The organism is Duganella aquatilis (assembly GCF_009674565.1).
In the GTDB taxonomy this organism is placed as follows: Bacteria; Pseudomonadota; Gammaproteobacteria; order Burkholderiales; family Burkholderiaceae_D; genus Rugamonas; species Rugamonas aquatilis.
In genome coordinates, this window is the sequence record NZ_WKJL01000021.1 from 23,914 (window position 1) to 49,517 (window position 25,604).

The window sequence follows — 25,604 nt, forward strand, 5'->3', positions numbered from 1 at the left end:
TCAGCCTCCGAAAGCCAGCGCGATCCGGTACGTCAGGAACGACGCCACATACGCCAGCGCAAACAAATAACCCGCCATCAGCCACGCATAGCGCGCGCTGCCGGTTTCGCGGCGCACGGTACTCAGCGTGGCGATGCACTGCGGCGCGAACACATACCAGGCCAGCAGCGACAGCGCGGTCGGCAAGGTCCAGCTCGACGAAATAATCGGCGCCAGCGTCTGCGCCACTTCGTCGCCGCTCTGCGACAGCGCATACACCGTGCCCAGCGCACCGACCGCCACTTCACGCGCCGCCATGCCCGGCACCAGCGCGATGCAGATCTGCCAGTTGAAGCCGATCGGCGCGAAGATGAATTCCAGGCCGCGGCCGATGATGCCGGCCAGGCTGTAATAGATCGCCGGATGGGTGGCGCCTTCCGGCGCGCCAGGGAAGGAACTCAGCACCCACAGCAAAATCATCAGCGTCAGGATCACCGTGCCGACGCGGGTCAGGAAGATCTTGGCGCGCTCCCACAGGCCCAGCGCCAGGTTGCGCATGTGCGGCCAGTGGTAGGCCGGCAGCTCCATCATCAGCGGCTGCTTGCCTTCGCCGCCCATGAAGCGCTTCATCACCCACGCCACCGCCATCGCCGAAATGATGCCGGCGAAGTACAGCACGAACAGCACCAGCCCCTGCAGATTGAAGATGCCGCCGACCTCGCGGTCCGGAATGAAGGCGGCGATGATCAGCGCATACACCGGCAGGCGCGCCGAGCACGTCATCAGCGGCGCGATCATGATGGTCACCAGGCGGTCGCGGCGGTTCTGGATGGTGCGCGCCGCCATCACGCCCGGAATCGCGCAGGCAAAGCTCGACAGCAGCGGAATGAAGGCGCGGCCCGACAGGCCGACGCCGCCCATCAGGCGGTCCAGCAGAAAGGCCGCGCGCGGCAGGTAGCCGCAGTCTTCCAGGAACAGGATGAAGAAGAACAGGATCAGAATCTGCGGCAGGAACACCAGCACGCTGCCGGCGCCGCCCAGGATGCCTTCCACCAGCAGGCTGCGCAGGATGCCGTCCGGCATCGCGTCCTTGACCAGGCTGCCGAGGTGGTCGACGCCATCCTTGATCATGTCCATCGGCGGCGTGGCCCAGCTGAACACCGCCTGGAACACCAGGAACATCAGCACCGCCAGGATGACCGGGCCGATCACCGGATGCAGCACCACGTTGTCGATTTTTTCGCTCAGCACGTCATGCGACTGCGCCGGCGCGCTGACCGCCAGGTCGAGGATGCGGCGCACTTCGCGCTGCGTCTCCTCGACGCCGACCGCGTCGATGGCCGACAGCGGATGCGGCTTGCCTGCCGCCAGCGGCCACATCTGGTCCAGCGCGCGCAGCAGCGACTTTTCGCCGCCGGCCTGCACCGCCACGGTTTCCACCACCGGCATGCCGAGCTCGCGCGACAGGACGTCGGCGTCGATGGCGATGCCGCGCTTCTTGGCGACGTCGACCATGTTCAGCGCCAGGATCATCGGCAGGCCCAGGCGCTTGATCTCCAGCACCAGGCGCAGGTTCAGGCGCAGGTTGGTGGCGTTGACCACGCACACCACCACGTCCGGCGCGGCGTCGCCCTTGCGCAGGCCGGCCACCACGTCGCGCGTGATTTCCTCGTCCGGCGTGTGGGCCGACAAACTATAAGCGCCCGGCAGATCGAGCACGCGGAAGCTGTTGCCGCCGCTGGTGGTGAACGCGCCTTCCTTGCGCTCGATGGTCACGCCGGCGTAGTTGGCCACCTTCTGGCGCGCGCCGGTCAGCCGGTTGAACAAGGCGGTCTTGCCGCAATTCGGATTGCCGAGCAAGGCCATCATCGGCGTCCGCGACACCGCTGCTGGCGTTGGCGCCACCTGTTTTTCTACTGCACCCATGATTTATTCCGGTTGAATCGAGACCAGCGCGGCTTCAAAGCGGCGCAACGCAAACGTGGAGTGGCCGACCTTGATCGCCAGCGGCTCGCCGCCCGGCATGCCACGCTTGAGCATGCGGATTTTTTCGCCGGGCACAAAGCCCAGCTCCATCAGGCGGCGCGCCAGGCTGACGCCGCCGTCGGCGGCCTCGCCGGGAGAAACGTGCACCACGGTGGCAGTGGCGCCGACCGTCAGGGCATCGAGGGTAATCAGGGGAACAGCGTGCGTCATGAGCAAAGTCCAGTCGAGATGCCGCCGGCAAAGAGGGCTGCGGCTGCCCGGCGAGGCTGCAATGTTGCGTTCTCGCCGGAATAAGATACTAGCATTATAAACGGTAATGCGAATGACTTCTATTTAGCTTGCATCCTGCTGCGGTTTACGGCAGTATACGATTAATGATAATGATTCGCATTAAGTTACCAGCAATCATGTCATAAAGAACTTAATCGCAACTTAGCCGTTATTCAGCCTAGCCAGAAGGTGCATCAAATGATTGTTTGTGTCTGCAACAACATCTCAGATCGCGAAATCCGTCAAGCCATGGAGTTGGGTATTACGTCGATGGAAGAACTGCGCCGCGATCTCGGCGTAGCCACTTGCTGCGGCCAATGCTTCTCATGCGCTGAAGAACTCCTCAATGAACATCTGGCCGCGCAAGCCGCTGCCGAACTCAAAGAGACTGTGCTGAAACGCCCAGCCTTCACCAACTAATCATGAATACAATGACCTACAGCCGGACAGCGTCGCTGTCCGCGGATGACGCCGGCTTCGTCCGGGAATTCAAACGCCGCAGCCGCAAGTTCACCCCGCTGGCGGCGATTGTTGTAGGTCACGCTGTCGTGTTTTATCTGGCTTACTCCGGCATGCTGCGCAGCGTGACGCATGCGATCATGCCGCAGGTGGTGAACGTCACCTTCGTGGCCTCGCCTGAGCCGCTGAAGCCGGCGCCGGCGCCGAAGGAAGTGCCGCTGGTGATGCCGAAGCAAACCTTTGTGCCGCCGCTGCCGATCGTGAATATCGTGCAGACCGAGCCGACCATCACCCTGCCGCCGCCACAGCCGCGTCCGAGCGAAGCGGCGCCATCGCATGCCGCGCCAACCGCGCAAGCCGCGCCGCCGGCGCCGCCAGCGCCATCGACGCCGAAGACCGTATCGGGCGTGGAATATGTGCGCGCACCGCAGCCGGTGTACCCCAGCATCGCCCGCCGCATGGGCGAGACCGGCACCGTGATGCTGCGCGTGCTGATCGGTGAAAAGGGTACGGCCGAACAGGTCGTCGTGCAGAAATCCTCCGGCTCGGCCAATCTGGACGAAGCCGGCCGCCAGGCGGTGCTGCGCGCGCTGTACAAACCGTTCATCGAGGACGGCAAGGCCGTCCCCGTCTACGTGCTGGTGCCGATCAACTTCCAGCTCGGCTAAGTCCTACAGGTCCAGCCGGCCCTCGATGGAGTCATCGAGGGTCTTGCCTATCACGGCGCCGATCAGCATCTTGACGCTGGCCACCGCCTTGCCGTGCTTGGTATCCCAGTAGTAGCCGTAAGTCGGCGCAAACTTGATCAGCGTCACGCGCGGATCGTCCTCGCCGCCGGTGAACCACGTCTTCATCGTAAAACTCCACAGCTCCTTGATCTTGACCGGATCGCGCGACACCGTGGCGATGCCTTCCAGATGCATGAACTCCGAGTGGGCCGAACCCTGGAAGTACAGCGTGGCCGACGGATCGGCCGCCAGCTCCTGGTTCTTCAGGCTGTCACTGGCGCTGATGAACCACAGATTGCCGAGCGCATCGACCTGCAGCGCCGTCATCGGCCGCGCGTCGCCGGGACCGCCGTCGGCGTCGCTGGTGCAGAAGAAGCAGCCGGGCGTGCTGTCGACAAACTCGCGGATCTTGCGCACTGCGTCTTCACCGATCAGATCCTGGTGATTGGTTTCTGCTTGTTGGGCGTTGATGGAATCCATGGCTCACTCCTTTAGTTGAGCTGTCATGGTAGCGGCGCGGCCGCGCCGGCACAGTGGGTTGCCTCACACTGCGCCCTATAAGAATGCTAATGGTTTTCATTTGCGCCAACACTCTCAATCACCGAACTTAGGTGGTATTTCACCGAAATTATCAGACAATCGCTACACGCGCAGGGGCATTTCGTGGCACAATGGCGCCATTCGCAACCATCTCAGAAAGACATCCCCATGAAGGGCGACCAAGAAGTTATCCGCTTGCTCAACGCACAGCTGACCAACGAACTCACCGCGATCAACCAGTACTTCCTGCACGCGAAGATGTACAAGCACTGGGGCCTGGAAAAGATCGGCAAGAAAGAGTACGAAGAATCGATCGGCGAAATGAAGCACGCCGACAAACTGATCGACCGCATCCTGATGCTGGACGGCCTGCCGAACCTGCAAGCCATGCACAAGGTCATGGTCGGCGAGAACACCGAAGAAATGCTGAACTGCGACCTGAAGCTGGAAAAAGGCGCGCAGATCACCGTCAAGGAAGGCATCGCCGCCGCCGAGAAGGCTGCCGACTACGTGTCGCGCGACCTGCTGCTGATGATCCTGGAAGACACCGAAGAGCACATCGACTGGCTGGAAACCCAGCTGGACCTGATCGGCAAAGTGGGCATCCAGAACTACCTGCAAAGCCAGATGAGCGTCGAAGACTAAAAATAGAACGCCATGTGGCCGTGCGGCGCTCTTGGGCGCCGCGGCACATGGCGTTTTTTATTGTGGCGCAGTGTCCTTGAACGACGGCCGTTCGGACAGCTTGTCGTACAGCCTGGCCAGGTTGGCGTAGTCGTCGCGCCAGGTGATTTCCGGGAAGCGGAAGGCCAGCCAGCCCAGCGCGCAGCCCACGGCCACGTCGGCCAGCGAATAATGGATGCCGGCGCAATACGCCTGCTCCCCCAGCTTCTCCGACAGCGACTTCATGCTCAGATGCACCTTGCGCATCTGGCGCGCCATCCACTCCTCGCTTTGCTGCTCCGGCGGACGCATGGTGCGCTCCAGGCGCACGCTGACAGCGGCATCGACCATGCCGTCGGCCAGCGCTTCCCAGCACTTGACGTCGGCGCGGTCGCGGCCGTTCGGCGGCAGCAGCTTGCAGACCGGCGTCAGCGTGTCGAGGTACTCGACCATCACGCGCGAATCGATCATCACCGTGCCGTCTTCCATGATCAGGCTCGGCACTTTGCCAAGCGGATTCCACTGGCTGATGATGGTGTCCTCCGCCCACACATTTTCCAGTTCAAACTGGTAATCAAGCTTTTTTTCCGCCAGAACGACACGCACCTTGCGGACATAAGGGCTGGCGAGGGAACCGATGAGTTTCATAGACACTTATAGAGGAAGAACAACTCACAGTATAACATCGGCGGCTTGGGCCCCGGCCAATGGTAAAATCACGCTTTGCGCTCCTTCAACTTCCGTTCTTTCCATCATGACCACTACTCCTTACTCCACGCTGTCGGCGCTGTCGCCGCTGGACGGCCGCTACGCCGGTAAAACCGACCTGCTGCGTCCCATCCTGTCCGAATCCGGCTTCATGCACCACCGCGTCAAAGTAGAAATCTCCTGGCTGCAAGCGCTGTCGCTGGCCGGTTTCGATGAAATCAAGCCATTCTCGGCCGCAGGCACCGCCCTGCTGGACAAGATCGCCAGCGAGTTCACCGAAAAAGACGCTGCCCGCATCAAGGAAATCGAAGCCGTCACCAACCACGACGTCAAGGCCGTGGAATACTGGCTGAAGGAGCAGGTCAAGGATGTGCCGGAACTGGTGGCCGCGTCGGAGTTCATCCACTTCGCCTGCACCTCGGAAGACATCAACAACACCTCGCACGGCATGATGCTGAAGGCCGCGCGCGACACCGTCATGCTGCCATCGCTGAACAAGGTGATCGCCAAGCTGACCGACATCGCCCACGCCAACGCCGACCTGCCGATGCTGTCGCGCACCCACGGCCAGACCGCCAGCCCGACCACCCTGGGCAAGGAAATGGCCAACGTCGTGGCCCGCCTGCAGCGCGCCATCAAGCGCATCGAGCAAGTGGAAATCCTCGGCAAGATGAACGGCGCCGTCGGCAACTACAACGCCCACCTGTCGGCCTACCCGTCGTTCGACTGGCCGGCCTTCTCCAAGGCGGTGATCGAGCAGCGCCTGGGCCTGGTGTTCAATCCCTACACCATCCAGATCGAACCGCACGACTACATGGCCGAGCTGTTCGACGCCTTCGCGCGCGCCAACACCATCCTGCTGGACCTGAACCGCGACATCTGGAGCTATGTCTCGCTGGGCTACTTCAAGCAGAAGCTGAAAGCCGGCGAAATCGGTTCGTCGACCATGCCGCACAAGGTCAACCCGATCGACTTCGAAAACTCGGAAGGCAACCTGGGCCTGGCCAACGCCGTGCTGAAGCACCTGTCGGAAAAGCTGCCGGTCTCGCGCCTGCAACGCGATCTGACCGATTCGACCGTGCTGCGCAATATCGGCGTCGGCCTCGGCTACACGCTGCTGGCCTACGACAGCTGCCTGCGCGGCCTGAACAAGCTGGAAGTCAATCCAGCCCGCCTGGAAGCCGACCTCGACGCCAACTGGGAAGTGCTGGCCGAGCCGGTGCAGACCGTGATGCGCCGCTACGGCATCGAAAACCCGTACGAGCAGCTGAAAGAGCTGACCCGCGGCAAAGGCATCTCCAAGGTCGCGCTGCAGGAGTTCATCAACGGCCTGGCCGTGCCGCAGGAAGCCAAGGATTTGATGCTGGCCATGACCCCGGCCAACTACACCGGCATCGCCGCAGCTCTGGCAAAAGCCATCTGATGTAATAAAGCAATTTGCTCTACACTAGCCCCGGCGACGCCTTTGTCCGGGGCTTTTTTTTGACCCGGTCAAGCGCATACCGCAATTCTTTGGTATATTTAGTCCTAATACGTACTAATTCTCCGGAGCCGTTTTATGCCACGCTATACCAAAACCGCAATGTTGCTGCACTGGCTGGTCGCCTTGCTCATCATTGCCACCTTCTTCCTCGGCCTGTCCATGGTCGCCATCCACGGCTTTTCGCCCACCAAGCTGAAGTACTTCTCCTGGCACAAGTGGATGGGCGTCACGGTGCTGTTGCTGGCCGTGCTGCGCGTGCTGTGGCGCGTCACGCACAAGCCGCCGGCCAAGCTGAGCTCGATTCCCGACTGGCAGCACCTGATCGCCGAAGGCATGCACTTCCTGCTGTACTTCCTGATCTTCGCGGTGCCGATTTCCGGCTACTTCTACACCTATGCCGCCGGCGTGCCGGTGGTCTACCTGGGCCTGTGGCAGATGCCGGCCGTGATCGCCGCCGATCCTGAACTTAAGGCAACTTTAAAAACTGTTCATTATGTTTTGACCATGACCATGGCCGCCGCAGTTGTCGCCCACGCCCTGGCCGCCCTGAAGCACCACTTTGTCGACCGCGACGTGACCCTGAAACGCATGTTGCCGCTGTAATCACCCACTGGAGCCTACCCATGAAAACCATCAAAAAAATCGCCCTCGTATCCATGCTGGGGATCGCCTTTGCCGCCAGCGCCGCCGCCCTGAAAACCGATCCGGCCAAGAGCACCGTCACCGCCACCTTCAAGCAAATGAACGTGCCGGTCGACGCCAAGTTCAAGAAATTCACCGCCGCCATCGACTACGATGCGGCCAAGCCGGACGCCGCCAAAGCCACAGTTGAAGTCGAGACCGGCAGCATGGACCTGGGCGACGCCGAATACAACAAGGAAGTGACCAAGAAAGAATGGTTCAACGCCGCCCAGTTCCCGAAAGCGACCTTCGTGTCGTCGTCGATCAAGGCTGCCGGCGCCGGCAAGCTGACCGTCACCGGCAAGCTGACCATCAAGGGCAAGGCCACCGACGTCAGCTTCCCGCTGACCGTCAAGGCCGACGGCAAGAACCAGGTGTTTGACGGCGTGCTGCCGATCAAGCGCCTGACCTACAACATCGGCGAAGGCGAATGGAAGGACACCAGCATGGTGGCCGACGATGTCGCCATCAAGTTCCACGTCGTCGCCGGCCAATAAGCACAGACCACCAACGGAGACCTTAAAAGATGAAAGCACAGATCCTGATCGCCACGCTGCTGGCCGCCTCGGCCACGTCGGCCATCGCCGCCACCTACAACATCGACCCGACGCACACCTACCCGAGCTTCGAGGCCGACCACATGGGTCTGTCGGTATGGCGCGGCAAGTTCGACAAGACCAGCGGCACGGTGACCATGGATCGCGCGGCCAAGACGGGCGGCCTCGACATCAACATCGACGCCGCCTCGATCGACTTCGGTTTCGACAAGATGAACACCCACGCCAAGGGTGAGGACATGTTCAACGTCGCCAAGTTCCCGACCATCACCTACACCAGCAAATCGTTCAAGTTTGAAGGCGAGCAGCTGGTGGCGGTGGACGGCGAGCTGACGCTGCTGGGCGTGACCAAGCCGGTGGCGCTAAAGGTCAACAAGTTCAAGTGCGTGATGCACCCGCGCCTGAAGCGCGAAGTGTGCGGCGCCGACGCCAGCGCCGAGTTCAAGCGCAGCGACTTCGGCCTCAACTACGGCCTGCCCAACTTCTCGCCGGAAGTGAAACTGGCGATCCAGATCGAAGCCATCAAGGCTGACTAAAATCCGGGGTCAGGTCCCCCATTTCTACACGGCCTCTGCCGTAGCGAACGCTACGGCAGAGGCCGTGTAGAAATGGGGGACCTGACCCCGGAGTATTGCTATACTTCTACGGCCGTTCAACCACAGTAGAAGAGACAATGAAAAAATCCCTGATCGCGCTCGCCATCCTGAGCACCGCCGCCTATGCGGACGAAGGCATGTGGATGCCACAACAGCTGCCACAAGTAGCCAAAGAACTGAAAGCCGCCGGCCTCAAGCTGGACCCGGCCTCCCTCACCAAGCTGACCGAGTTCCCGATGGGCGCCATCGTCAGCCTGGGCGGTTGCTCGGCCTCCTTCGTGTCGCCGCAAGGCCTGGTCGCCACCAACCACCACTGCGTGTACGGCAGCGTCGCCCACAACTCGACGCCGGAACGCAATCTGCTGGCCAACGGCTTCCTGGCCCACAACCTGGGTGAGGAACTGCCGGCCGCGCCGGGTTCGCGCATCTGGGTGACCAAGGCGGTGACCGACGTCAGCAAGCAGGTGGTGACGCCTGAAGTGGCCAAGCTGAGCGGCAAGGCGCGCAGCGACGCGATCGAGAAGAACCAGAAAACCATCCAGGCCGAGTGCGAAAAAGACGCCGGCCACCGCTGCACCGTGGCGGCCTACTACGGCGGCCTGGAGTACTACCTGATCAAGCAGCTGGAAATCCGCGACGTGCGCCTGGTGCACGCGCCGCCTGAAGGCGTGGGCAAGTTCGGCGGCGACACCGACAACTGGATGTGGCCGCGCCACACCGGCGACTACGGCTTCTACCGCGCCTACGTCAGCAAGGACGGCAAGGCCGCCGACTACAGCAAGGACAACGTTCCTTACGTGCCGCAGCACTACCTGAAGCTGGCCAAGGAAGGCGTCAAGGAAGGCGACTTCATCATGGTGCTCGGCTACCCGGGCCGCACCAACCGTCACCGCCTGCCGTCGGAAGTGGCGTTCACCTTCGACTGGAACTATCCAGCCTTCGTCAAGCAATCGGCCGAAAGCCTGGCCATCATTGCCGACACCACCAAGGACAACAAGGACACCGCGCTGAAGTATGCGTCGCAAGTGGCCGGCATCAACAACTACTACAAGAACCGCCAGGGCATGCTGGACTCCTACGCCGGCAGCGACATGCTGAAGCGTAAAACCGCCGAGCACGAAGCGCTGAAGCAGTGGATCAACGCCGACGCCAAGCGCAAGGCCGAGTACGCCAGCGACATCGAGCTGGTGGAAAAACTGATCGCCCAGCGCGATGCGGAACTGAAGCGCGACTACTACCTCGGTTCGTCGAAACCGCGCCTGCTGAACACCGCGCGCATGCTGTACCGCCTGGCCAACGAAAACACCAAGCCGGACGCCGACCGCAAGTCGGGCTACCAGGTACGCGACGTGCCGCGCCTGAAATCGTCGGTCGATGCGCTGGTGCGCAACTACGACGAGAAGGTCGACAAGGCGCTGGTGCTGAACAGCCTGGCCAAGTACGCCGCCCAGCCGGCGGCCGAACGCAACGCCGCGTTCGACTCGGTGGTCGGCATCAAGGACGGCATGAGCAAGGCCGACCTGCAAGCCGCGCTGGACAAGCTGTACGCCGGCAGCAAGCTGGGCGACCTGGCCGAGCGTAAAGCCTGGCTGGAGCGCAAGCCTGCCGACTTCAAGGCCAGCGACGACAGCTTCATCAAGGCCGCCGTGGCACTGTACGAGCCGGACCTGAAATCGGAAGCGGAAGACGAAGAACTGGGCGGCAAGCTGCAACAAGCCTATGCCAACTACATGAAGGCCAAGATCGCCTACATGCACAGCAAGGGCCAGGCCGTTTATCCTGACGCCAACAGCACGCTGCGCGTGACCTTCGGCAAAATCGCCGGCCGCGATCCGGGCGCCGACGGCACCACCTGGAAAGCCTTCACCACCGTGGCCGGCGTCGCCGCCAAGGCCACCGGCCAGGGCGAGTTCAACGCTCCAGCCGCGCAGCTGAAAGCGATCAAGGACAAGGACTTCGGCAAGTACGTCGATCCGAAGCTGAAGTCGGTGCCGGTGGCCTACCTGGCCACGCTGGACATCACCGGCGGCAACTCCGGTTCGGCCGCGCTGAACGCCAAGGGCGAGTGGATCGGCCTGGCCTTCGACGGCACGCTGGATTCCATCATCTCCGACTGGGACTTCAACAAGGCGATGACCCGCGACATCCAGGTCGACCTGCGCTACATCCTGTGGAACATGAAACACGTCGACCACGCCGACAACCTGCTGAAGGAAATGAACGCCGAATAAGCGCCTCATCCTTAAGCCAGAAGCCACGCCCCTGTAAAGCGGCGTGGCTTTTTTCATGGATGGGTTACATTATTGTTCCCGTCCAAAACCACTGAAGGAGATTCCATGTCCGCGAAGAAAATTGCTGTTGTGATCGGCAGCCTGCGCAAAGAGTCGCTCAACCGTAAATTCGCCAAGGAAGTCATCGCGCTGGCGCCGGCGTCGCTGAGCCTGGAAATCGTCGAGATCGGCGAACTGGCCATCTACAACGAGGATCTGGAAGGCAACGGCGTCACGCCGCCGCAGGCATGGACGCAGTTCCGCGACCGCATCAAGGAATTCGACGGCGTGCTGTTCTTTACGCCGGAATACAACCGCTCCACGCCAGCCGCGCTGAAGAACGCGCTGGACGTCGGCTCGCGTCCATACGGCAGCAGCGTCTGGAGCGGCAAGCCGGCCGGCATCGTCAGCGTGTCGCCCGGCGCCACCGGCGCGTTCGGCGCCAACCACCACCTGCGCCAGTCGCTGGTGTTCCTCGACATGCCGACGCTGCTGCAACCGGAAGCCTACATCGGCGGCGGCGCCAAACTGCTCGGCGACGACGGCAAGCTGAACAACGACAGCACCAAGGAGTTCCTGAAGAAATTCATCGACACCTACGCCACCTGGGTCGAGACCAATGCCAAGAAGAAGTAATCAGCGTTTGATCGCCGTGAAGGCATAGCCGGTCTCCTTCAGCGTGGCCGGCACCCACGCACGCGGCGCGCCGCGGTTCAGCGCCAGCAGGTGCGGACCATCGCGTCCCGGCAGCAGGGCCACATCCGCACCCGGCAGGCGCTGCGCCAGTTGCAGCGCGCCGTCCGCAGCGCCGGAGCGGCTGACATACACACGGTAAGAAGCACGGTTGTCGCCGATCTCCAGCAGATAGCCGGCCACCGCCGTCGTGCCGGACGTGCCCGGCATGGCGGTCACCCGCAGCCGCGTTTTCTGCTTGCGCAGCTCCAGCGCATTCCATGGCTGCATCGGATACAGCTTCGGCCCGCCGGCCCTGGGCGGCACGCCGCTGTCGCTCGGTTCAGCCACCACCACCGGCAAGCCGTCTCGCAGCGCCTGCAACGGCGCCAGTCCGTCATAGCGGCCCGCCGTGGCCGGCGTCACCAGCAACAGGTCGGCCGCCGGCCAATTGCTCACGATGTCCTGGCTGTAGGCCTCGGCATCGGCATCCACCGTCAGCACCGTCAGGCCCTGGAAGCTGATCAGCACCATGCCCTTGCCGACCGGCTGCATGCGCCCCTGCGCCACGCTGCCGCCGCCATTGCCGTTCAGCTCGATCACATAGCGCGGCCCGACCTGCGCCACGCCCCAGCGGCATCCCAGCGCCATCAGCAACACCACGCCCACCGCCCGCCAGCCACAATTGTTACGCATCGCCGCCTCCTTTCGATGATCAGAAGTCCAGTAGATCACCGGCAGCCTCGATTTACCTTGCAGCAACTCAACGCCCGGCCTGAGGGCGCTCAAAAAACGGGCACGATGATACAATCTCGCCCTTCCCCTTATTCCCGCTGAGATCCAGAAACTATGCACGCAGAGATGCTGACGCCTTACGAAAAAGGCAATCAAAACCAAACCACCACGTGGAGCGAATGCATCGCTTTCTACGAAGAGCTGGCACAGCGCTTCCCGCACGTGCTGCGCTTTGAGCAGATCGGCCTGTCGGACGGCGGCATTCCGGTGCATGCCGGCGTGGTCAGCGCCGACGGCGTGCACGACCGCAGCCAGATCAAGGCCGAAGGCCGCACCGTCTTCTTCAACAACAACGGCATCCATCCGGGCGAACCGGAAGGCGTCGACGCCTGCATGGCCATCGTGCGCGACCTGTGCTTCGATCCGGCCAGGCTGGCCGCGCTGGGCAAGACCGTGCTGCTGTTCGTCCCGCTGTACAACGTTGACGGCGCACTGAACCGCGCCGACACCTCGCGCGTCAACCAGGACGGCCCGGAGCAGTTCGGTTTCCGCGGCAACAGCCGCCACCTGGACCTGAACCGCGATTTCATCAAGTGCGATACGTATAACGCCCAACTGTTCAACCAGCTCTTGACCAGCTGGGACCCGGACGTGATGGTGGACACCCACACCTCCAACGGCGCCGACTATCCGTACACCATGACGCTGATCCACACCCAGGCGGACAAGCTGGGCTACGGCCTCGGCCCCTTCCTGCGCGAGACCATGCTGCCGCATATCTACCGCGAGATGGACGCCAAGGGCTGGCCGACCTGCCCCTACGTCAATCCGGTGCAGGACACGCCGGACGACGGCATCGCCGAATTCCTCGAAGTGCCGCGCTTCTCGACCGGCTTCGCCGCCCTGCACCACGTGATCGGCTTCATGCCGGAGACGCACATGCTCAAGCCCTTCAAGGACCGCTACGATTCGATGCGCGCCCTGCTGGACGTGACCATGGACTTCACCATCCGGTACGGCGAGCAAATCAAGCAGCTGCGCGCCGACGCCAAGCAGCAGGCCGCCAACGCCACCGAGTGGACCGTCAACTGGAAGATGGACGACACCAATCCATCGACCTTCCGCTTCAAGGGCTACGCCGCGCAGCGCAGCGCCAGCCTGCTGGGCAACTACCAGCGCCTGTCCTACGACCGCAGCCAGCCGTGGGAAAAGGACATCGCCTACTACAACAGCTTTGTGCCGGCAGCCACCGTGCGTGCGCCGAAAGGCTACATCGTGCCGCAGGCCTGGCGCGAAGCCATCGAACGCCTGCAATGGAACGGCGTGGAGATGGCCCGCTTCGACGAAGCGCAGACGGTGGAAGCGCAGTACTATCACATCGCCTCCGTGACCTCGCGCAGCAACGCCTACGAAGGCCATATGTACCATGACGACGTGCAGCTGGAAGCGCGCACCGCCAGCTTCACCGTGCAGCAGGGCGACTGGTTCATCCCGCTGAAGCAGGCCAACGCCCGCTACGCCGTCGAAACGCTGGAGCCGCAAGGCCACGACTCCTTCTTCCGCTGGGGATTCTTCAACAGCGTGCTGGAGAAAAAAGAAGCCTACTCCGATTACGTGTTTGAAGACCTCGCACTGGAAATGCTGGAAACCGAACCGGAACTGAAAGCGAAGTTCGAAGCATGGAAGACCGCCAATCCGGCGCTGCTGTCGGACCAGGATGCGGTGCTCGGCTTCATCTTCGCCAATGGCAAGCGCCATGCGGAACCGGAATGGCGCCGCTACCCGGTGCTGTCCGTCTTCTAAACAATTTAAACCCGCGTTACCACATGCGCATTCCGGCGATCCTGGGATGCGCATGCAAGCTGCCCACAAGGCCATAGCCATGCACTACGCACTCAATCTGCGCACCTTCTTCTACAGCCATTACTTTTATCTCGGCTTGCGTTTTGCCGCCGGCCTGGTTGGCGTCACGCTGATCACCCTGCAATTTGCCGACATGGCGGTCGCCATGACGGTCTGCATCGGCGCGCTGTGCACCGCGCTGATGGACATGCCCAGTCCACTGCGCCACAAGTTCAACGAGATGAGCGCCTCGGTGCTGCTGTGCAGCGCCGTCACCCTGCTCATCAGCCTCTGCGCGCCCTACCACTGGCTGCTGATGACGATGCTGGTACTGGTCAGCTTCGCTGCCTGCATGATGGTGGTGTACGGCCGCAAGTCGATGCCGCTGCAACTGGCCACGCTGTTCATCATGACCATGTCGATGGAACACGACATGACCGTGCGCGAGTCCTTCATCCACACCGGCCTGTTCACGCTCGGCGCGGTGGCCTATCTGGCCTATGCGATGGGCATCTCGTGGATACTGCGCCACCGCATCAAGCAGCAGGTGCTGGCGGAAGCGCTGTTCGAACTGGCGGCCTACATCGACATCAAGGCCGACTTCTACGACGCGCGCCACAATCTCACCGAACAATTCAACAAGCTGATACGCCACCAAAGCCTGCTGGCCGACCGCCAGCAAGCCTCGCGCGACCTGATCCTGCGCGCCCACAACAACGCCCGCGACGCCATCGTGGTGCAGGTCCACGTCTGCATGCTGGACCTGTATGAGCTGATCCTCTCCACCCACACCGATTACGCGCTGCTGCGCACCCACCTGGCCGATTCGCCGGTGATGCAGACGCTGCACGACCTGGCCTACAAGGCCGCGCGCGATATCGAATCGGTGGCCTACGACGTCACCCGCAAGAAATCCTCGTACCCGGAGATCAGCTACGATCCCGAAATGGCCGCCATCGAGGCGGAACTGGCGGCGATCCAGCAACGCATCGACCAGGGCAAGCCGCAGCACGAAGCGCTGGCCGTGCTGCGCGCGCAGCGCAACAAGATCCGCGCCATCATCAAGATGATCGGCGAACTGCACCAGGCCAGCCAGAAGGCCTATGACACCACGCCGTTCTGGGTCGACGCCGACATGGGCCCGTTCCTGTCGCAGCAGAAGTACGAGTTCCGCATGATCCTGTCGCACCTGCGCCTGGACTCGCCGATCTTCCGCTTCTCGCTGCGGGTGGCGATGGCGATTTCGGTCGGCCTGGCGGTGGCGGCGATCCTGCCGTATGCGGCGCACAGCTACTGGATCGTGCTGACGATTGTGATCATCCTCAAGCCCAGCTTCAGCATGACCAAGCAGCGGCGCAGCGACCGCATCATCGGCACCATCATCGGCTGCGTGATCACGGCGCTGATCATCAAGTTCCTCAACTATCCTGCGTTGATCCTCTGCATCCTGGTGCTGGCCACGGTGGCCACGCCCACCTTCATCTACCTGCGCTACCGCTATGCGGCGATCGCGGTGTCGATCATGATCCTGCTGCAGATGCACCTGATCGCGCCGGGCAACCAGGACCTGATCACGGAACGGCTGATCGATACCTTCATCGGCGCGGCGGTGGCGACGGCGTTCAGCTTCGTGCTGGCGAACTGGGAATATCAAAGCCTGCCGCGCCTGGTGCGCGAAGTGCTGGACGTGAACCTGCGCTACATGCAGGCCAGCTTCGATCTGCTGCAAGGCAAAGGCAAGGACGATTTCGCCTACCGCATCGAACGCAAGCGCCTGATGGACAGCCTGGCCGCGCTGAGTTCCGCGCTGGTGCGCATGCTGGACGAGCCGGCGCGCAAGCAGCGCGCGGTGGAAGACATCAATCTGTTCATCGTGCAGAACTACCTGCTGGTGGCGCACGTGGCGGCGCTGCGCGCGATCCTGCGCCGGCATGTGAAGGAGCTGCCGGCCGAACCGGTGAACGCCATGCTGACCGAAAGCCACGACCAGGTGGTGGAGGTGCTGACGCGCGCACTCGCGCCGGGCAAGGCCGAGATCGAGCCGGTCATGGTGCAGATGGCGCCGATGTCCCAGGACGGCAATGCCGTGCCGTGGTCCGGCTGGCCGCTGGTCCAGCGCCGCATCCGCCTGCTGCAGGCAGACGCCGTCAAGATCATCGTCCACCGCGAAGCCATCCTGCGCGACCTGGCGTGAGCAATCAATCCAGATAGGCCGCCAGCTCCTCCGGCGCGCCTTTCGGAAACGCCTCCTTCAGGTACGCGAGAAACGCCGACACGCGCGCGCTGAGCAGGCGCCGCGATGGGTACAGCGCCCACAGCGCAATCTCCGGTCCTTCGACATCTCCCCACTGCACCAGCACTCCGGCCGCCAGGTCATGGCTGACCAGCGACACCGGCAGGCAGGCGGCGCCCACGCCCGCGCGCACCGCGTCCCGCACCATGATCATTGACGACAGCGACAGCACCGGATCGAACGCGATATCCTGCACGCCGTCCGCCGTACTCACGCGCCACGCGCCGGACGCATTGCCGGCGCCGCGCACCACCGCCGGCACCGCTGCGCCATCCGCCGGCCGCGTCAGCTGCGGGCCAGCCACCACCACCATGCGGTCGCGCAGCAGGATGCGTCCCACCAGGTTGGCGTCCGCCGCCGGATTCACGCGGATGACCAGGTCATAGCCTTCCTCGACCATGTCCACGCTGCGGTCTTCCGTCGTCACTTCCAGCCGCACGGCTGGATAGCGCAGCGCAAAGCCGGCGGCCAGCTTGCCCATCGCCGTCTGCGAGAACAGCAGCGGCGCGCTGACGCGCAGCCTGCCGTGCGGCGTGCCGCCGCCCAGCGCGATTTCGGTCGCCGCCGAATCGATCTCCGACAGCAGCGCGCCGGTGCGCTCGTACAGCGCCTGCCCTTCCTGCGTCAGCTTGAGCGCCCGCGCGCCGCGCTCGAACAGGCGCAGACCGAGGCTGCTTTCCAGCTCGGCCACGCGGCGCGACAAGGTGGCCTTGGGCCGTTCGGATGCGCGCGCCGCCTTGCCGAAGCCGCCGTAACGCGCAACGAGGTTGAAATCAGCCAGTGCAAGTAAATCCATGTGTTTCACCCATGAGACAGTGAGTCCAAATATACCATCTATCGGACCGTCATTGGAATACCTACCATGGGAGTCATCATCAACCACAAACGGAGAACTTCCATGACTATCCTCGTAACCGGCGCCACCGGTAAAGTTGGCACCCAGGTGATCGAACAACTCGTCAAACGCGGCGCCGATGTGCGCGCACTGGTGCGCAATCCCGCCAGCGCCAGTTTCCCCGCCGGTGTCAGCGTCGCCCAGGGCGACCTGCTCGATCCCGACTCGCTGCGCGGCGCGCTGTCCGGCGTCTCCACGCTGTTCCTGCTCAACGCCGTCGCCCCCGACGAATTCACCCAGGCGCTGATCGCGCTGAACGTCGCCAGGGAAGCCGGCGTCAAGCACGTGGTCTACCTGTCGGCGATCCACAGCGATCTGTATGTGAACGTGCCGCACTTCGCCGGCAAATACGGGGTCGAACGCATGATCGAGCAGATGGGCTTCAGCGCCACCATCCTGCGTCCCGCCTACTTCATGGACAACGACCTGACCATCAAGGACGTGGTGCTCGGCTACGGCGTCTACCCGATGCCGGTCGGTGACAAGGGCCTGGCCATGATCGACGTGGGCGACATCGGCGAAATCGCCGCGCTGGAACTGATCCGCCGCAACCAGTCCGCCACGCCGCTGCCGCTGGAGCGCATCAACCTGGTCGGCCCCGACACGCTGACCGGCGCCGACATCGCCGCCGCATGGTCGTCGGTGCTGGGCCGGCCGATCGCCTACGGCGGCGGCGACACGGCCGCCTTCGAACAAAACCTGCGCAACTTCATGCCCGGCTGGATGGCCTACGACATGCGCCTGATGGGCGAACGCTTCCTCATCGACGGCATGATTCCCGACGCCGGTGACGTGGAACGCCTGACCGCGCTGCTGGGCCGTCCGCTGCGCGCCTACCGTGACTTTGCCGCTGCCATCGCAGCTTGAGGAGAACATCATGATTTATGCAGCCTCCACCGTTCCAGTCAACCCCGAAGGAGAAGCGCCATTGACGCGTGCCCAGGTCTGGCGCGGCCTGGTGCTCAAGGCCCGTGACGCCCGCCTGTTCCTGCCGCCTGGCCTGTGCACCCGCTCCGACGTGGTGGAGCAAAGCGCCACCCACATCGTGCGCGAAGCCACCATCTCCGGCGATGATCTGCGCGAGATCATCAGCTTCGAGGCGGAGAACAAGGTGTCCTTCTTCCAGGCGTCCGGCCCGCGCGAAGGCGTCATCATCAACGAGTTGTTTGAGGATGAAGCAGGCGTGCTGCAACTGCGCTTCTACTGCTACCTGGGCCTGCGCGGCAAGCAGCCCGGCGGCGCCGAGGAGCAGGCGGAGCAGGCCTGGATGAGCGGCGACAAGGGCTACAAGACCGCGCTGCTGTCCACGCTGAAGCGCACGCGGGAATTGCTCGCCGCCGGTAAGCTTTAAGGCACGCAAGCTGATACCATGGGGCGATGAAAACATCGCCTCCCACCTTCAGCACGCGCGACCTTATCTCAGCGCTCATCGTCGTTATCATCTGGGGCACCAACTTCGTCGCCATGAAGGTCGGGCTGCGCAACCTGACGCCGTTCCAGATGGGCGCCGCGCGCTACGTCTTCGCCATCCTGCCGCTGATCCTCTTCGTGCGCCCGCCCAAGCTGGCGCCGAAGTGGGTGATTGCGTACGGAATGAGCCAGGGCGTGGGCCAGTTCGGACTGTTGTTCCTGTCGCTGAAGGTCGGCATGTCCGCCTCGCTGGCGTCGGTGATTTTGCAGACGCAGGTATTCTTCACCGCCATCTTCGGCTTCATGCTGCTGAAGGAGCAGGCCAGCCGCGCGCTCATCACCGGCCTGCTGCTGGCGGCATTGGGACTGGCCTGCTTCGGCGCCAGTTCGCTGCAATCGGTCAGCAGCAGCGACATCACGCCCGCCGGTTTCGTACTGTGCCTGGTCGGCGCGGCCATGTGGGCGGTGTCGAATATCGTCGTGCGCCGCGCGCAGAAGGAGACGCCGGACTTCGACGTCATCAGCTTCATCGTGTGGTGCGGCGCCGTGCCGGTCGTGCCCTTCATGCTGCTGTCGCTGGCCTTCGACGATCCGGCCACGCGCTGGCAGTGGCTCGGCGCGCCATTCATCACCTGGGTCGCGGTCGCCTATGTCGGCTGGATCTCCACCATCATCGGCTACGCGATGTGGACGCGGCTGCTCAAGCGCCATCCCGTCAATCGCGTGGCGCCGTTCAGCCTGGGCGTGCCGGTGGTCGGCATCGCTTCCGGCATGCTGGCCCTGGGCGATGTCATCACCGCCTGGCAGTGGGCCGGCGTGCTGCTGATCGTCTGCTCGCTGGTGTGCACCATGTTCGGCGGCCGCTGGCTGGACCGCCAGCGCTGATCAGGCGGCGAAGCAGATGCGGTTGCGGCCAGTCTCCTTGGCGCGGTACAGCAACCCATCGGCCTTCTGCAGCATCGCCTCCGCCGTGCCGGCCGCCAGGTCGGCACACACGCCCATGCTGATCGTCACCTTCAACTCCGGATGCAGCTGGTGCCAGGGGAAGGCTTCGATCAGCGTGCGCAGCTTGTCGCACAGCGCCGCCGCCTGCGGCAGCTCGGTCTCCGGCAGCGCCATGACGAATTCCTCGCCGCCGTAGCGCGCCACCAGATCGCTCAGGCGCATGTGGCTGCGCAGGATTTCGCCGATCTGGCGCAGCACGGCGTCGCCGGTGGCGTGCGAGAACTGGTCGTTGATGCGCTTGAAGAAATCGATATCGCCGATCACCACGCTCATGGGCCGCTGGTGGCGCGCCGCGTGACTGAACAGCGTACAAACCTGTTCGTCGAAATGGCGGCGGTTGTGCAGCTTGGTCAGCGCATCGCGCACGCTGAGTTCACGCATCTGCTCCGTCTGCGCCAGGATGGTCTGGTGCGACTTGCTCAACTCCTCGTGCGTGCGGGCCAGCCGCTCGCTCATGGCGTTGAAGGCGGCGGCCAGTTCCGCCACTTCGTCCGTGCCCTCCACCGGCACGCGTTGCAGCAGCGAGCCGCCGTGCATCGCGCGCACCGCACTGGTCAGATGTCCGAGGCTGCGGCCCAGTTCACGACTCAACAGCACGCCGAGCGCCAGCGCCAGCAGCGCCGCCGCGCTGCCGCCGAACCACAGCGCGCCGCGCATGGCGGCCAGATACTGCTGTTCCTCCCGGCTTGGCGTGATGACGCCCTCCGGCGACACATAGGCGGCGATACGGCCGGCCACCATCACCGGCCGCGCATCCTTGCGGGTGGCGTCCGGCAGCGGCTCGCCGGGACGGTACACGCCGGCGCCCAGCAGCACGCGGAAGTCGGCGTCCGCCAGGATGAAATGGAATGGCGGCTCGCCGCGGCGTTCCGGCGGCGGACGGCGGCCCTCTCCCGGCAGCGGCGGCGGCGGCCGGTCGCCTGGATGCGGCCGCGCGGCCATGAAGGCGTCGAAGCCTTGCTTGCCGGGACTGGCCTGCCAGCTGCCGTAGGGTCGCAGGTAATCGGTGACGGCCGCATGAAAATGTTCCTCCGCCTGCTCGCGCCGGATGCCGTCCACCCGCTTGGTCATGCCGGCGTAGGCCAGAACGCCTACCATCGCCACCGCCGCCAGTCCGGTCAACAGCAACGCCAGCATGAATTTTGTGCGCAAGGACATTCCGGCTCCAAAAGATTATTGCTATATGGACAGCAATAATAGCAGTTTCACGTTGCCCTTCAGCAGCACTTTTTCATAGCAGGAATGCTGAGTTATATACTTAACTTATGGCTGAAATCATAAATCTAAAGTTTTCTTATTACTGAAAGCGGCGCATACTGCAACGCAACAAACGAATATTTATGGAGCTTCTGATGAGCGCAACGACTTTCACCCAATCCGCTGATACTGGTTACTTCACCAATGTTGCCAACGCTGTACGCCAGCTGTTCGCTGCGGTGTTCGCCGTAGAACAGCCGGCTGTGTCGCAGCGCAACAAAGAAGAAACCATCTGGTGGCTGAACAGCCTCGCGAATGACTGCGAGCGCCACTCCCCTAACCTGTCTGCCGAGCTGCGTTTCTTCGCATCGCGCGGTTAATCGAATTTACTTTACGGAGAATACTATGCTGACCATCATCGAAAACCTGCCTGCTGCAATCGCTCTGTCCGGCCTGGTGCTGCGCCTGTACCTGGGCAACAAGCCAGAAACCACCGAAGAGTAAGCTGTACAGTTACTGAGCAAAATGGCAAAAAGCCCCGGCACGCGCAAGCGGCCGGGGCTTTTTAACGTCGGTAACGCGGATTACTTGCGATTGAGACGCGAATTGCGCATGCTGTACAGGAAGTAGGTCAGCACGGTGGCGGTAATCCAGATGCCGAAGATGGTGTAGGTCGTCATCGACAGGCCAAACATCAGATACAGGCAGGCGGCAATGCTCAGGCCCGGCACCAGATACGGGCCGCCCGGCACGCGGAAGCCCTTCACCGCCGACGGGCCAGCCTTGCGGCGCATCACCGGCACCGCCACCGACACCACGCTGAACGCTGTCAGCGTGCCCATGCTGACCATATCCCACAGGAAGGTCGCATCGACAAAACCAGCCACCAGTCCCACCACGATGCAGACGATCAGCGTGTTCTGCACCGGCGAACCGGTGCGCGGGCTGACCTTCTGGAACACCGGCGAAATCAGGCCGTCCTTGGCAATGGCGTACAGGATGCGGGTCTGGCCGTAGATCGTCACCAGCGTCACGCTGAACACGGAAATCACCGCGCCGGCGGCCAGCACCAGCGCCGGCCAGGTCTGGCCGGTGACGTTTTGCAGGATCACGGCCAGGCCGGCTTCCTGGCCGGCGAACTTGGCGGCAGGCTGGGCGCCCATCGCGGCCACGGCCACCAGCATGTAGAACACGGTGACGATGCCCAGCGCGGCCAGAATGCCGATCGGCACGTTGCGGGTCGGATTGCGTACTTCTTCGCCGGCCGTGGCCACGGTGTCCAGGCCGATGAAGGAGAAGAACACGGTTGCCGCCGCCGCCGTCACGCCGGCCATGCCGGTGGTGTGGGCGCCGCCGTCCGGGCTGAAGAACGGGTGGAAGTTGTTGATGTCGAAACCGCTGAAGGCGATCACCACGAAGAAGATCAGGATCGCCAGCTTGATCAGCACCATGATGGCGTTGGTGGTGGCCGATTCCTTGGCGCCGCGGATCAGCAGCAGGCAGCACAGGCACACCAGGATGATCGGCGGCAGGTTGATGTGGCCGCCATGCACCTCGATGCCGGTGGCCGTCGAAACGATGGTCGGCGAGCGCAGCATCTCGGGGATGTGCCAGCCGATCGCGTTGTTCAGGAAGTTATTCAGGTAGTCCGACCAGCCGATCGCCACCGCGCTGGCGGCCAGGCCGTACTCCAGCAGCAGGCAGGCGGCCATGATGAAAGCCAGGAACTCGCCGACGGTGGCGTAGGCAAACGAATACGACGAACCGGAGGCCGGAATGCGGAACGACAGCTCGGCGTAGCACAGCGCGGTCAGGCCGGCGGTGATGGCGGCGATCAGGAAGGACAGGATCACGGACGGGCCGGCCTTGGGAACGGCCTCCACCATCGTGAAGAAAATGCCGGTGCCGATGGTGGCGCCGACACCGATCATGGTCAGGGGAAACAGGCCGACAGAGCGGTGCAAACTGTTGCTGCTGCTTGAAGCGTCTTCTGCGTTTTGATGGGCGACCAGCTTGGTACGGGTCAGTTTCTGGACCAGCGTTTGGTTCACAGGCTATCCTTGTGGGAAATGATGTACGGGCAAAAACACAGCGATTATAGGGCCTTCGCCGCCGTCATCCTAAAGGTATTTTGTGCCACAAATACAACTTTGCCCCTTATCCCATATGGCCTGCGTTACAAGTGCTTACTTTTGATACAGCGGCGTGTATAGATTGCAAACAGGCCGCAGGTTACCCTTGAGGCAAGTGTTACCCAAAGCCAAGAAGGAGAGCCAGCCATGCCGATTCAAAAGATTCCAACCGTATCCCGCCGCATCCATCCAGCGTACGTGACTGGCGCCGCCATGATCGTGGTCGGCCTGGCCATTACCCTGACCGCCCTGATCGTCCGCGCTTAAACGTATCCCAGATAATCACGCTTGCCGATCGCGACGCCCTGGTTACGCAGGATGTCGTGAGCGGTGGTGACGTGGAAGAAGAAATTCGGCAGCGCGAACGTCAGCAGATAGCTTTGACCGGTGAACGCCGGGAAGCCGCCGAAATTCAGATTGATGGCGCGCTCCTCATTGCCGTCCAGTTGCGCGGCGGTCACGCTTTCCAGGTAGGCGATGGTATTGGCGATGCGTTGCTGCAGCTGGTCGAATGACGTTTCGTTGTCTTCGAACTTGGGCGCCGCCACGCCGCTGAGGCGCTCCACCGCCATCTTCGACGTATCGCTGGCGCGCTGCACCTGCGCCGACAGCGGCAACATATCATCGGCCAGCCGCGCCGAAATCAACGCATCCGGCACCGAGCCATGCTGCTCGACATGCGCCTCCGCCTTCTTCAGCAACGCCGACACCACCTTCAACCCGCGCACAAACACGGGCACCGTCAGTTCATACATCGATAGCGCCATCATCAGCTCCTTGGAAAACTGTGAGTGTAGCGCAAGGGGGAATGACGTGCAGACGGCCGCGCGGGAACACGCGGCCGCGATGGGCGCTTAGGCCATGGCGTCGATGTTGGCGCCGAGTTGGGCGCTGCTGGTGCTGCTGGTGCTGCTATTGGCGGCGGCCTTGGCGGCTTGGGCCATGTCGTAGACCAGCTGTTCCTGCTGGGTCACGGTGCCGTCTTCGTTTTTGTCGGCGGCTTCGTAGGTCTTGGTGGCGCTGCTGCTGGCGCTCGCGCCGCCTGCGCCACCGGCGCCTTTTGCACCGCCCGCGCCACCGGCGCCGCTGACACCCTGCGAACCGCCTTCGCCGCCGCCTTGCGGACGTGGCGGTTTGAAATCGCCACTCTTGATCGCCGAGGTCAGGTCGTCCTTGGTGATCGAACCGGTGCCTTGCTTGTCGATGGCGTCGAACTGCTTGGTCGCGTCGTCGCTCGATACGCCTTTGGATTCCAGGCCTTTGACGAATTCGTCCTTGCTGATCGAACCGTCGGTATCGGTGTCCATGTCATCGAACATCTTGGTCGCCAGACGCGCCGCGCCTTTGGCTGGATCGAAGGTCGGGGCGCTGGTGGTCGTACTTGAAACGTTACTGATTGCTGTGCTCATGGTTCTTACTCCGTAGTTAAGGACACTGTCCTATTAACGAACCAAACCATGTATCCATGACCCCGCACAGTGTAAAGCGGGGTAAAGATCAATCGACACGCACCACCATCAGCCCCGCGCGCAGGCCTACCCGCACATCGGGATTCGGAAACACCACCAGCTCCTCCGGATACTGCACGGTGTAGACCGTATCGCCATCGCGCGCAATCTCTTCACCCTGTTTCATGGCGGTGAAGTTATGCGTCTCTTTACCAAACGCCATCTGGAACTGGTCGCTCAACTTGATGATCTGCCGCGCCGTGTTGAAGATGTGCGGCCGCTGCGCGCCCTCGCGCCTGGCCGCGCCGCGCAGCAAATCGTCCAGCGCCTGCGACGCGTCCCTGAACTGCGCCAGGTCATTCTGACCCAGCGTGCCGATGCGACCCAGTTCTATCGTGGTGCCGGCCGCCGCGTGATGCTCGGCCGAGTAGTAGCTGTACGTCCCGACCGATGCCGGATTCATAATGATGGCGCCAATGCCGGCAAGCCCCAGCCAGTCAATCAGCTGCCCGCGCGCCGCATCGGGTATCAACTCCGGCACGATGGCAAACGTCGGATACACGGACGGACGAATCGCCGTGTGCAGATCGAGATGCCAGCGCTGCGGCCCCGCATCCTTGAAGAACGCGGTGGTGGCCGCGATCATCACATCCGCGCGCGCCGCTTCGGCCGTGCCTTCCAGCGTGCCGCGCTGCGCACGGAACATGCGGTTCAGGTCCGCATCGATGAAGCGCTTGCCGGCGCGGATCGCGCCGATATTGCCGACGCAAAGCATCAGGTCCACCGCCAGCGCGGAGGGCTGATGCGACAAGGCGTCCAGCAGATAAGCCACGACCTCAATCGGCCCCGTCTCGTCGCCATGCACGCCGACCGAGATCAGCACCGCCGGCCGCGCTGCATCGCGCACGCCGGCGGCGGTGATCGTGATGATTCCATCCGCCGGTTCGGCGACCGCAAAACCGGCCGACGTGAAGCGCCGCGCGACGGCGCTGAAATCCGCCTCCGCGAGCGCGCGCACGGCCTCCGGCAAAGCTGACGGCAAATCGCTCATCGTG

Annotated in this window: 26 protein-coding genes; 15 read left to right on the forward strand and 11 right to left on the reverse strand. The window is 63.0% G+C overall.

From position 1 onward, the window contains the following. Positions 1-1,905 (reverse strand): ferrous iron transporter B, encoded by a 1,905-nt coding sequence (gene feoB, locus GJ698_RS22945; RefSeq protein WP_154360190.1) that lies wholly within the window; start codon positions 1,903-1,905, stop codon positions 1-3. A gap of 3 nt (positions 1,906-1,908) precedes the next feature. Beyond that, positions 1,909-2,175 carry a FeoA family protein gene (locus GJ698_RS22950; protein ID WP_154360191.1) on the reverse strand — a complete coding sequence of 89 codons (267 nt, stop codon included), beginning with the start codon at positions 2,173-2,175 and terminating at the stop codon, positions 1,909-1,911. 258 nt (positions 2,176-2,433) lie between these two features. Between GJ698_RS22950 and GJ698_RS22955 the strand changes: the two genes are divergently transcribed. Next, positions 2,434-2,655 (forward strand): (2Fe-2S)-binding protein, encoded by a 222-nt coding sequence (locus tag GJ698_RS22955; protein WP_154360192.1) that lies wholly within the window; start codon positions 2,434-2,436, stop codon positions 2,653-2,655. Between the two features lie 2 nt (positions 2,656-2,657). After that, positions 2,658-3,362, forward strand: a complete 705-nt coding sequence (locus GJ698_RS22960) for an energy transducer TonB (RefSeq protein ID WP_154360193.1) — start codon at positions 2,658-2,660, stop codon at positions 3,360-3,362. 3 nt (positions 3,363-3,365) lie between these two features. Here GJ698_RS22960 and GJ698_RS22965 read toward each other — a convergent pair whose 3' ends face one another. Beyond that, positions 3,366-3,902 (reverse strand): pyridoxamine 5'-phosphate oxidase family protein, encoded by a 537-nt coding sequence (locus GJ698_RS22965; protein WP_154360194.1) that lies wholly within the window; start codon positions 3,900-3,902, stop codon positions 3,366-3,368. Between the two features lie 228 nt (positions 3,903-4,130). Between GJ698_RS22965 and bfr the strand changes: the two genes are divergently transcribed. Continuing rightward, on the forward strand, positions 4,131-4,607 hold the full coding sequence (gene bfr, locus GJ698_RS22970) for a bacterioferritin (protein ID WP_154360195.1): 477 nt from the start codon (positions 4,131-4,133) through the stop codon (positions 4,605-4,607). A gap of 57 nt (positions 4,608-4,664) precedes the next feature. On the opposite strand, the gene GJ698_RS22975 is transcribed toward bfr, so the two are convergent. Beyond that, on the reverse strand, positions 4,665-5,273 hold the full coding sequence (locus tag GJ698_RS22975) for a glutathione S-transferase N-terminal domain-containing protein (RefSeq protein WP_154360196.1): 609 nt from the start codon (positions 5,271-5,273) through the stop codon (positions 4,665-4,667). A gap of 106 nt (positions 5,274-5,379) precedes the next feature. Here GJ698_RS22975 and purB point away from each other — a divergent pair, with 106 nt between their 5' ends. The 6 genes from purB (at position 5,380) to GJ698_RS23005 (ending at position 11,556) form a co-directional block, all read left to right on the forward strand. Further along, positions 5,380-6,756, forward strand: a complete 1,377-nt coding sequence (gene purB, locus GJ698_RS22980; protein ID WP_154360197.1) for an adenylosuccinate lyase — start codon at positions 5,380-5,382, stop codon at positions 6,754-6,756. Positions 6,757-6,891: 135 nt separating this feature from the next. Then, the gene (locus tag GJ698_RS22985) at positions 6,892-7,419 is read left to right on the forward strand and encodes a cytochrome b (protein WP_154360198.1); all 528 of its coding nucleotides are present in this window, start codon (positions 6,892-6,894) and stop codon (positions 7,417-7,419) included. 20 nt (positions 7,420-7,439) lie between these two features. After that, positions 7,440-7,994: a YceI family protein gene (locus tag GJ698_RS22990; RefSeq protein WP_154360199.1), complete on the forward strand. Its 555-nt coding sequence runs from the start codon at positions 7,440-7,442 to the stop codon at positions 7,992-7,994. Between the two features lie 29 nt (positions 7,995-8,023). Next, positions 8,024-8,590: a YceI family protein gene (locus GJ698_RS22995; protein ID WP_154360200.1), complete on the forward strand. Its 567-nt coding sequence runs from the start codon at positions 8,024-8,026 to the stop codon at positions 8,588-8,590. A 137-nt stretch (positions 8,591-8,727) separates the two neighbouring features. Beyond that, positions 8,728-10,881 carry a S46 family peptidase gene (locus GJ698_RS23000; protein WP_154360201.1) on the forward strand — a complete coding sequence of 718 codons (2,154 nt, stop codon included), beginning with the start codon at positions 8,728-8,730 and terminating at the stop codon, positions 10,879-10,881. 105 nt (positions 10,882-10,986) lie between these two features. Beyond that, positions 10,987-11,556, forward strand: coding sequence for an NADPH-dependent FMN reductase (locus GJ698_RS23005; protein ID WP_154360202.1), 570 nt, complete (start codon positions 10,987-10,989; stop codon positions 11,554-11,556). Here the strand turns inward: GJ698_RS23005 and GJ698_RS23010 are convergent, their stop codons facing one another. Continuing rightward, positions 11,557-12,288, reverse strand: a complete 732-nt coding sequence (locus tag GJ698_RS23010; protein WP_154360203.1) for a hypothetical protein — start codon at positions 12,286-12,288, stop codon at positions 11,557-11,559. It lies immediately after the preceding gene. 165 nt (positions 12,289-12,453) lie between these two features. Here GJ698_RS23010 and GJ698_RS23015 point away from each other — a divergent pair, with 165 nt between their 5' ends. After that, the gene (locus GJ698_RS23015) at positions 12,454-14,130 is read left to right on the forward strand and encodes a M14 family zinc carboxypeptidase (protein WP_371865421.1); all 1,677 of its coding nucleotides are present in this window, start codon (positions 12,454-12,456) and stop codon (positions 14,128-14,130) included. 79 nt (positions 14,131-14,209) lie between these two features. Continuing rightward, entirely contained in the window at positions 14,210-16,363 is a 2,154-nt protein-coding gene (locus GJ698_RS23020) for an FUSC family protein (protein ID WP_154360205.1), read from the forward strand. A gap of 4 nt (positions 16,364-16,367) precedes the next feature. Here the strand turns inward: GJ698_RS23020 and GJ698_RS23025 are convergent, their stop codons facing one another. Beyond that, a complete protein-coding gene (locus GJ698_RS23025) occupies positions 16,368-17,258 on the reverse strand; it encodes a LysR family transcriptional regulator (protein WP_154360206.1) in 891 nt (296 codons plus the stop codon). Positions 17,259-17,360: 102 nt separating this feature from the next. Between GJ698_RS23025 and GJ698_RS23030 the strand changes: the two genes are divergently transcribed. The 3 genes from GJ698_RS23030 to GJ698_RS23040 are packed head-to-tail and all read left to right on the forward strand — an operon-like array spanning position 17,361 to position 19,652. Continuing rightward, a complete protein-coding gene (locus GJ698_RS23030) occupies positions 17,361-18,224 on the forward strand; it encodes an SDR family oxidoreductase (protein WP_154360207.1) in 864 nt (287 codons plus the stop codon). 10 nt (positions 18,225-18,234) lie between these two features. Further along, complete coding sequence (locus tag GJ698_RS23035) at positions 18,235-18,708, forward strand: AtaL-like protein (protein WP_154360208.1); 474 nt, start codon at positions 18,235-18,237, stop codon at positions 18,706-18,708. 26 nt (positions 18,709-18,734) lie between these two features. Then, the gene (locus GJ698_RS23040; protein WP_154360209.1) at positions 18,735-19,652 is read left to right on the forward strand and encodes an EamA family transporter; all 918 of its coding nucleotides are present in this window, start codon (positions 18,735-18,737) and stop codon (positions 19,650-19,652) included. On the opposite strand, the gene GJ698_RS23045 is transcribed toward GJ698_RS23040, so the two are convergent. Then, on the reverse strand, positions 19,653-20,930 hold the full coding sequence (locus tag GJ698_RS23045) for a GGDEF domain-containing protein (protein WP_154360210.1): 1,278 nt from the start codon (positions 20,928-20,930) through the stop codon (positions 19,653-19,655). 194 nt (positions 20,931-21,124) lie between these two features. On the opposite strand from GJ698_RS23045, the gene GJ698_RS23050 reads away from it, so the two are divergent. Beyond that, a complete protein-coding gene (locus GJ698_RS23050; protein ID WP_154360211.1) occupies positions 21,125-21,349 on the forward strand; it encodes a hypothetical protein in 225 nt (74 codons plus the stop codon). 204 nt (positions 21,350-21,553) lie between these two features. Here GJ698_RS23050 and GJ698_RS23055 read toward each other — a convergent pair whose 3' ends face one another. The 4 genes from GJ698_RS23055 to GJ698_RS23070 all read right to left on the reverse strand — a co-directional run bounded on the left by GJ698_RS23055 (position 21,554) and on the right by GJ698_RS23070 (position 25,600). Continuing rightward, on the reverse strand, positions 21,554-23,020 hold the full coding sequence (locus tag GJ698_RS23055) for an APC family permease (protein WP_371865422.1): 1,467 nt from the start codon (positions 23,018-23,020) through the stop codon (positions 21,554-21,556). 344 nt (positions 23,021-23,364) lie between these two features. Next, on the reverse strand, positions 23,365-23,868 hold the full coding sequence (locus GJ698_RS23060; protein ID WP_154360257.1) for a DUF1993 domain-containing protein: 504 nt from the start codon (positions 23,866-23,868) through the stop codon (positions 23,365-23,367). 87 nt (positions 23,869-23,955) lie between these two features. Beyond that, on the reverse strand, positions 23,956-24,510 hold the full coding sequence (locus GJ698_RS23065) for an EF-hand domain-containing protein (protein WP_154360212.1): 555 nt from the start codon (positions 24,508-24,510) through the stop codon (positions 23,956-23,958). A gap of 88 nt (positions 24,511-24,598) precedes the next feature. Next, positions 24,599-25,600 (reverse strand): succinylglutamate desuccinylase, encoded by a 1,002-nt coding sequence (locus GJ698_RS23070; RefSeq protein WP_154360213.1) that lies wholly within the window; start codon positions 25,598-25,600, stop codon positions 24,599-24,601. Positions 25,601-25,604: the final 4 nt, after the last annotated feature.

What these genes read in the sequence shown, in the direction of transcription:
- GJ698_RS23050 (WP_154360211.1), top strand. Translation starts at nt 21,125, where the DNA reads ATGAGCGCAACGACTTTCACCCAATCCGCTGATACTGGTTACTTCACC.
- GJ698_RS23065 (WP_154360212.1), bottom strand. Translation starts at nt 24,510, where the DNA reads ATGAGCACAGCAATCAGTAACGTTTCAAGTACGACCACCAGCGCCCCG.
- GJ698_RS23010 (WP_154360203.1), bottom strand. Translation starts at nt 12,288, where the DNA reads ATGCGTAACAATTGTGGCTGGCGGGCGGTGGGCGTGGTGTTGCTGATG.
- GJ698_RS22985 (WP_154360198.1), top strand. Translation starts at nt 6,892, where the DNA reads ATGCCACGCTATACCAAAACCGCAATGTTGCTGCACTGGCTGGTCGCC.
- GJ698_RS23040 (WP_154360209.1), top strand. Translation starts at nt 18,735, where the DNA reads ATGAAAACATCGCCTCCCACCTTCAGCACGCGCGACCTTATCTCAGCG.
- GJ698_RS22960 (WP_154360193.1), top strand. Translation starts at nt 2,658, where the DNA reads ATGAATACAATGACCTACAGCCGGACAGCGTCGCTGTCCGCGGATGAC.
- GJ698_RS22950 (WP_154360191.1), bottom strand. Translation starts at nt 2,175, where the DNA reads ATGACGCACGCTGTTCCCCTGATTACCCTCGATGCCCTGACGGTCGGC.
- GJ698_RS22995 (WP_154360200.1), top strand. Translation starts at nt 8,024, where the DNA reads ATGAAAGCACAGATCCTGATCGCCACGCTGCTGGCCGCCTCGGCCACG.
- GJ698_RS23060 (WP_154360257.1), bottom strand. Translation starts at nt 23,868, where the DNA reads ATGGCGCTATCGATGTATGAACTGACGGTGCCCGTGTTTGTGCGCGGG.
- feoB (WP_154360190.1), bottom strand. Translation starts at nt 1,905, where the DNA reads ATGGGTGCAGTAGAAAAACAGGTGGCGCCAACGCCAGCAGCGGTGTCG.
- GJ698_RS23005 (WP_154360202.1), top strand. Translation starts at nt 10,987, where the DNA reads ATGTCCGCGAAGAAAATTGCTGTTGTGATCGGCAGCCTGCGCAAAGAG.
- bfr (WP_154360195.1), top strand. Translation starts at nt 4,131, where the DNA reads ATGAAGGGCGACCAAGAAGTTATCCGCTTGCTCAACGCACAGCTGACC.
- GJ698_RS23025 (WP_154360206.1), bottom strand. Translation starts at nt 17,258, where the DNA reads ATGGATTTACTTGCACTGGCTGATTTCAACCTCGTTGCGCGTTACGGC.
- GJ698_RS22975 (WP_154360196.1), bottom strand. Translation starts at nt 5,273, where the DNA reads ATGAAACTCATCGGTTCCCTCGCCAGCCCTTATGTCCGCAAGGTGCGT.
- GJ698_RS23020 (WP_154360205.1), top strand. Translation starts at nt 14,210, where the DNA reads ATGCACTACGCACTCAATCTGCGCACCTTCTTCTACAGCCATTACTTT.
- GJ698_RS22990 (WP_154360199.1), top strand. Translation starts at nt 7,440, where the DNA reads ATGAAAACCATCAAAAAAATCGCCCTCGTATCCATGCTGGGGATCGCC.
- purB (WP_154360197.1), top strand. Translation starts at nt 5,380, where the DNA reads ATGACCACTACTCCTTACTCCACGCTGTCGGCGCTGTCGCCGCTGGAC.
- GJ698_RS22965 (WP_154360194.1), bottom strand. Translation starts at nt 3,902, where the DNA reads ATGGATTCCATCAACGCCCAACAAGCAGAAACCAATCACCAGGATCTG.
- GJ698_RS23015 (WP_371865421.1), top strand. Translation starts at nt 12,454, where the DNA reads ATGCTGACGCCTTACGAAAAAGGCAATCAAAACCAAACCACCACGTGG.
- GJ698_RS22955 (WP_154360192.1), top strand. Translation starts at nt 2,434, where the DNA reads ATGATTGTTTGTGTCTGCAACAACATCTCAGATCGCGAAATCCGTCAA.
- GJ698_RS23070 (WP_154360213.1), bottom strand. Translation starts at nt 25,600, where the DNA reads ATGAGCGATTTGCCGTCAGCTTTGCCGGAGGCCGTGCGCGCGCTCGCG.
- GJ698_RS23035 (WP_154360208.1), top strand. Translation starts at nt 18,235, where the DNA reads ATGATTTATGCAGCCTCCACCGTTCCAGTCAACCCCGAAGGAGAAGCG.
- GJ698_RS23000 (WP_154360201.1), top strand. Translation starts at nt 8,728, where the DNA reads ATGAAAAAATCCCTGATCGCGCTCGCCATCCTGAGCACCGCCGCCTAT.
- GJ698_RS23030 (WP_154360207.1), top strand. Translation starts at nt 17,361, where the DNA reads ATGACTATCCTCGTAACCGGCGCCACCGGTAAAGTTGGCACCCAGGTG.
- GJ698_RS23045 (WP_154360210.1), bottom strand. Translation starts at nt 20,930, where the DNA reads ATGTCCTTGCGCACAAAATTCATGCTGGCGTTGCTGTTGACCGGACTG.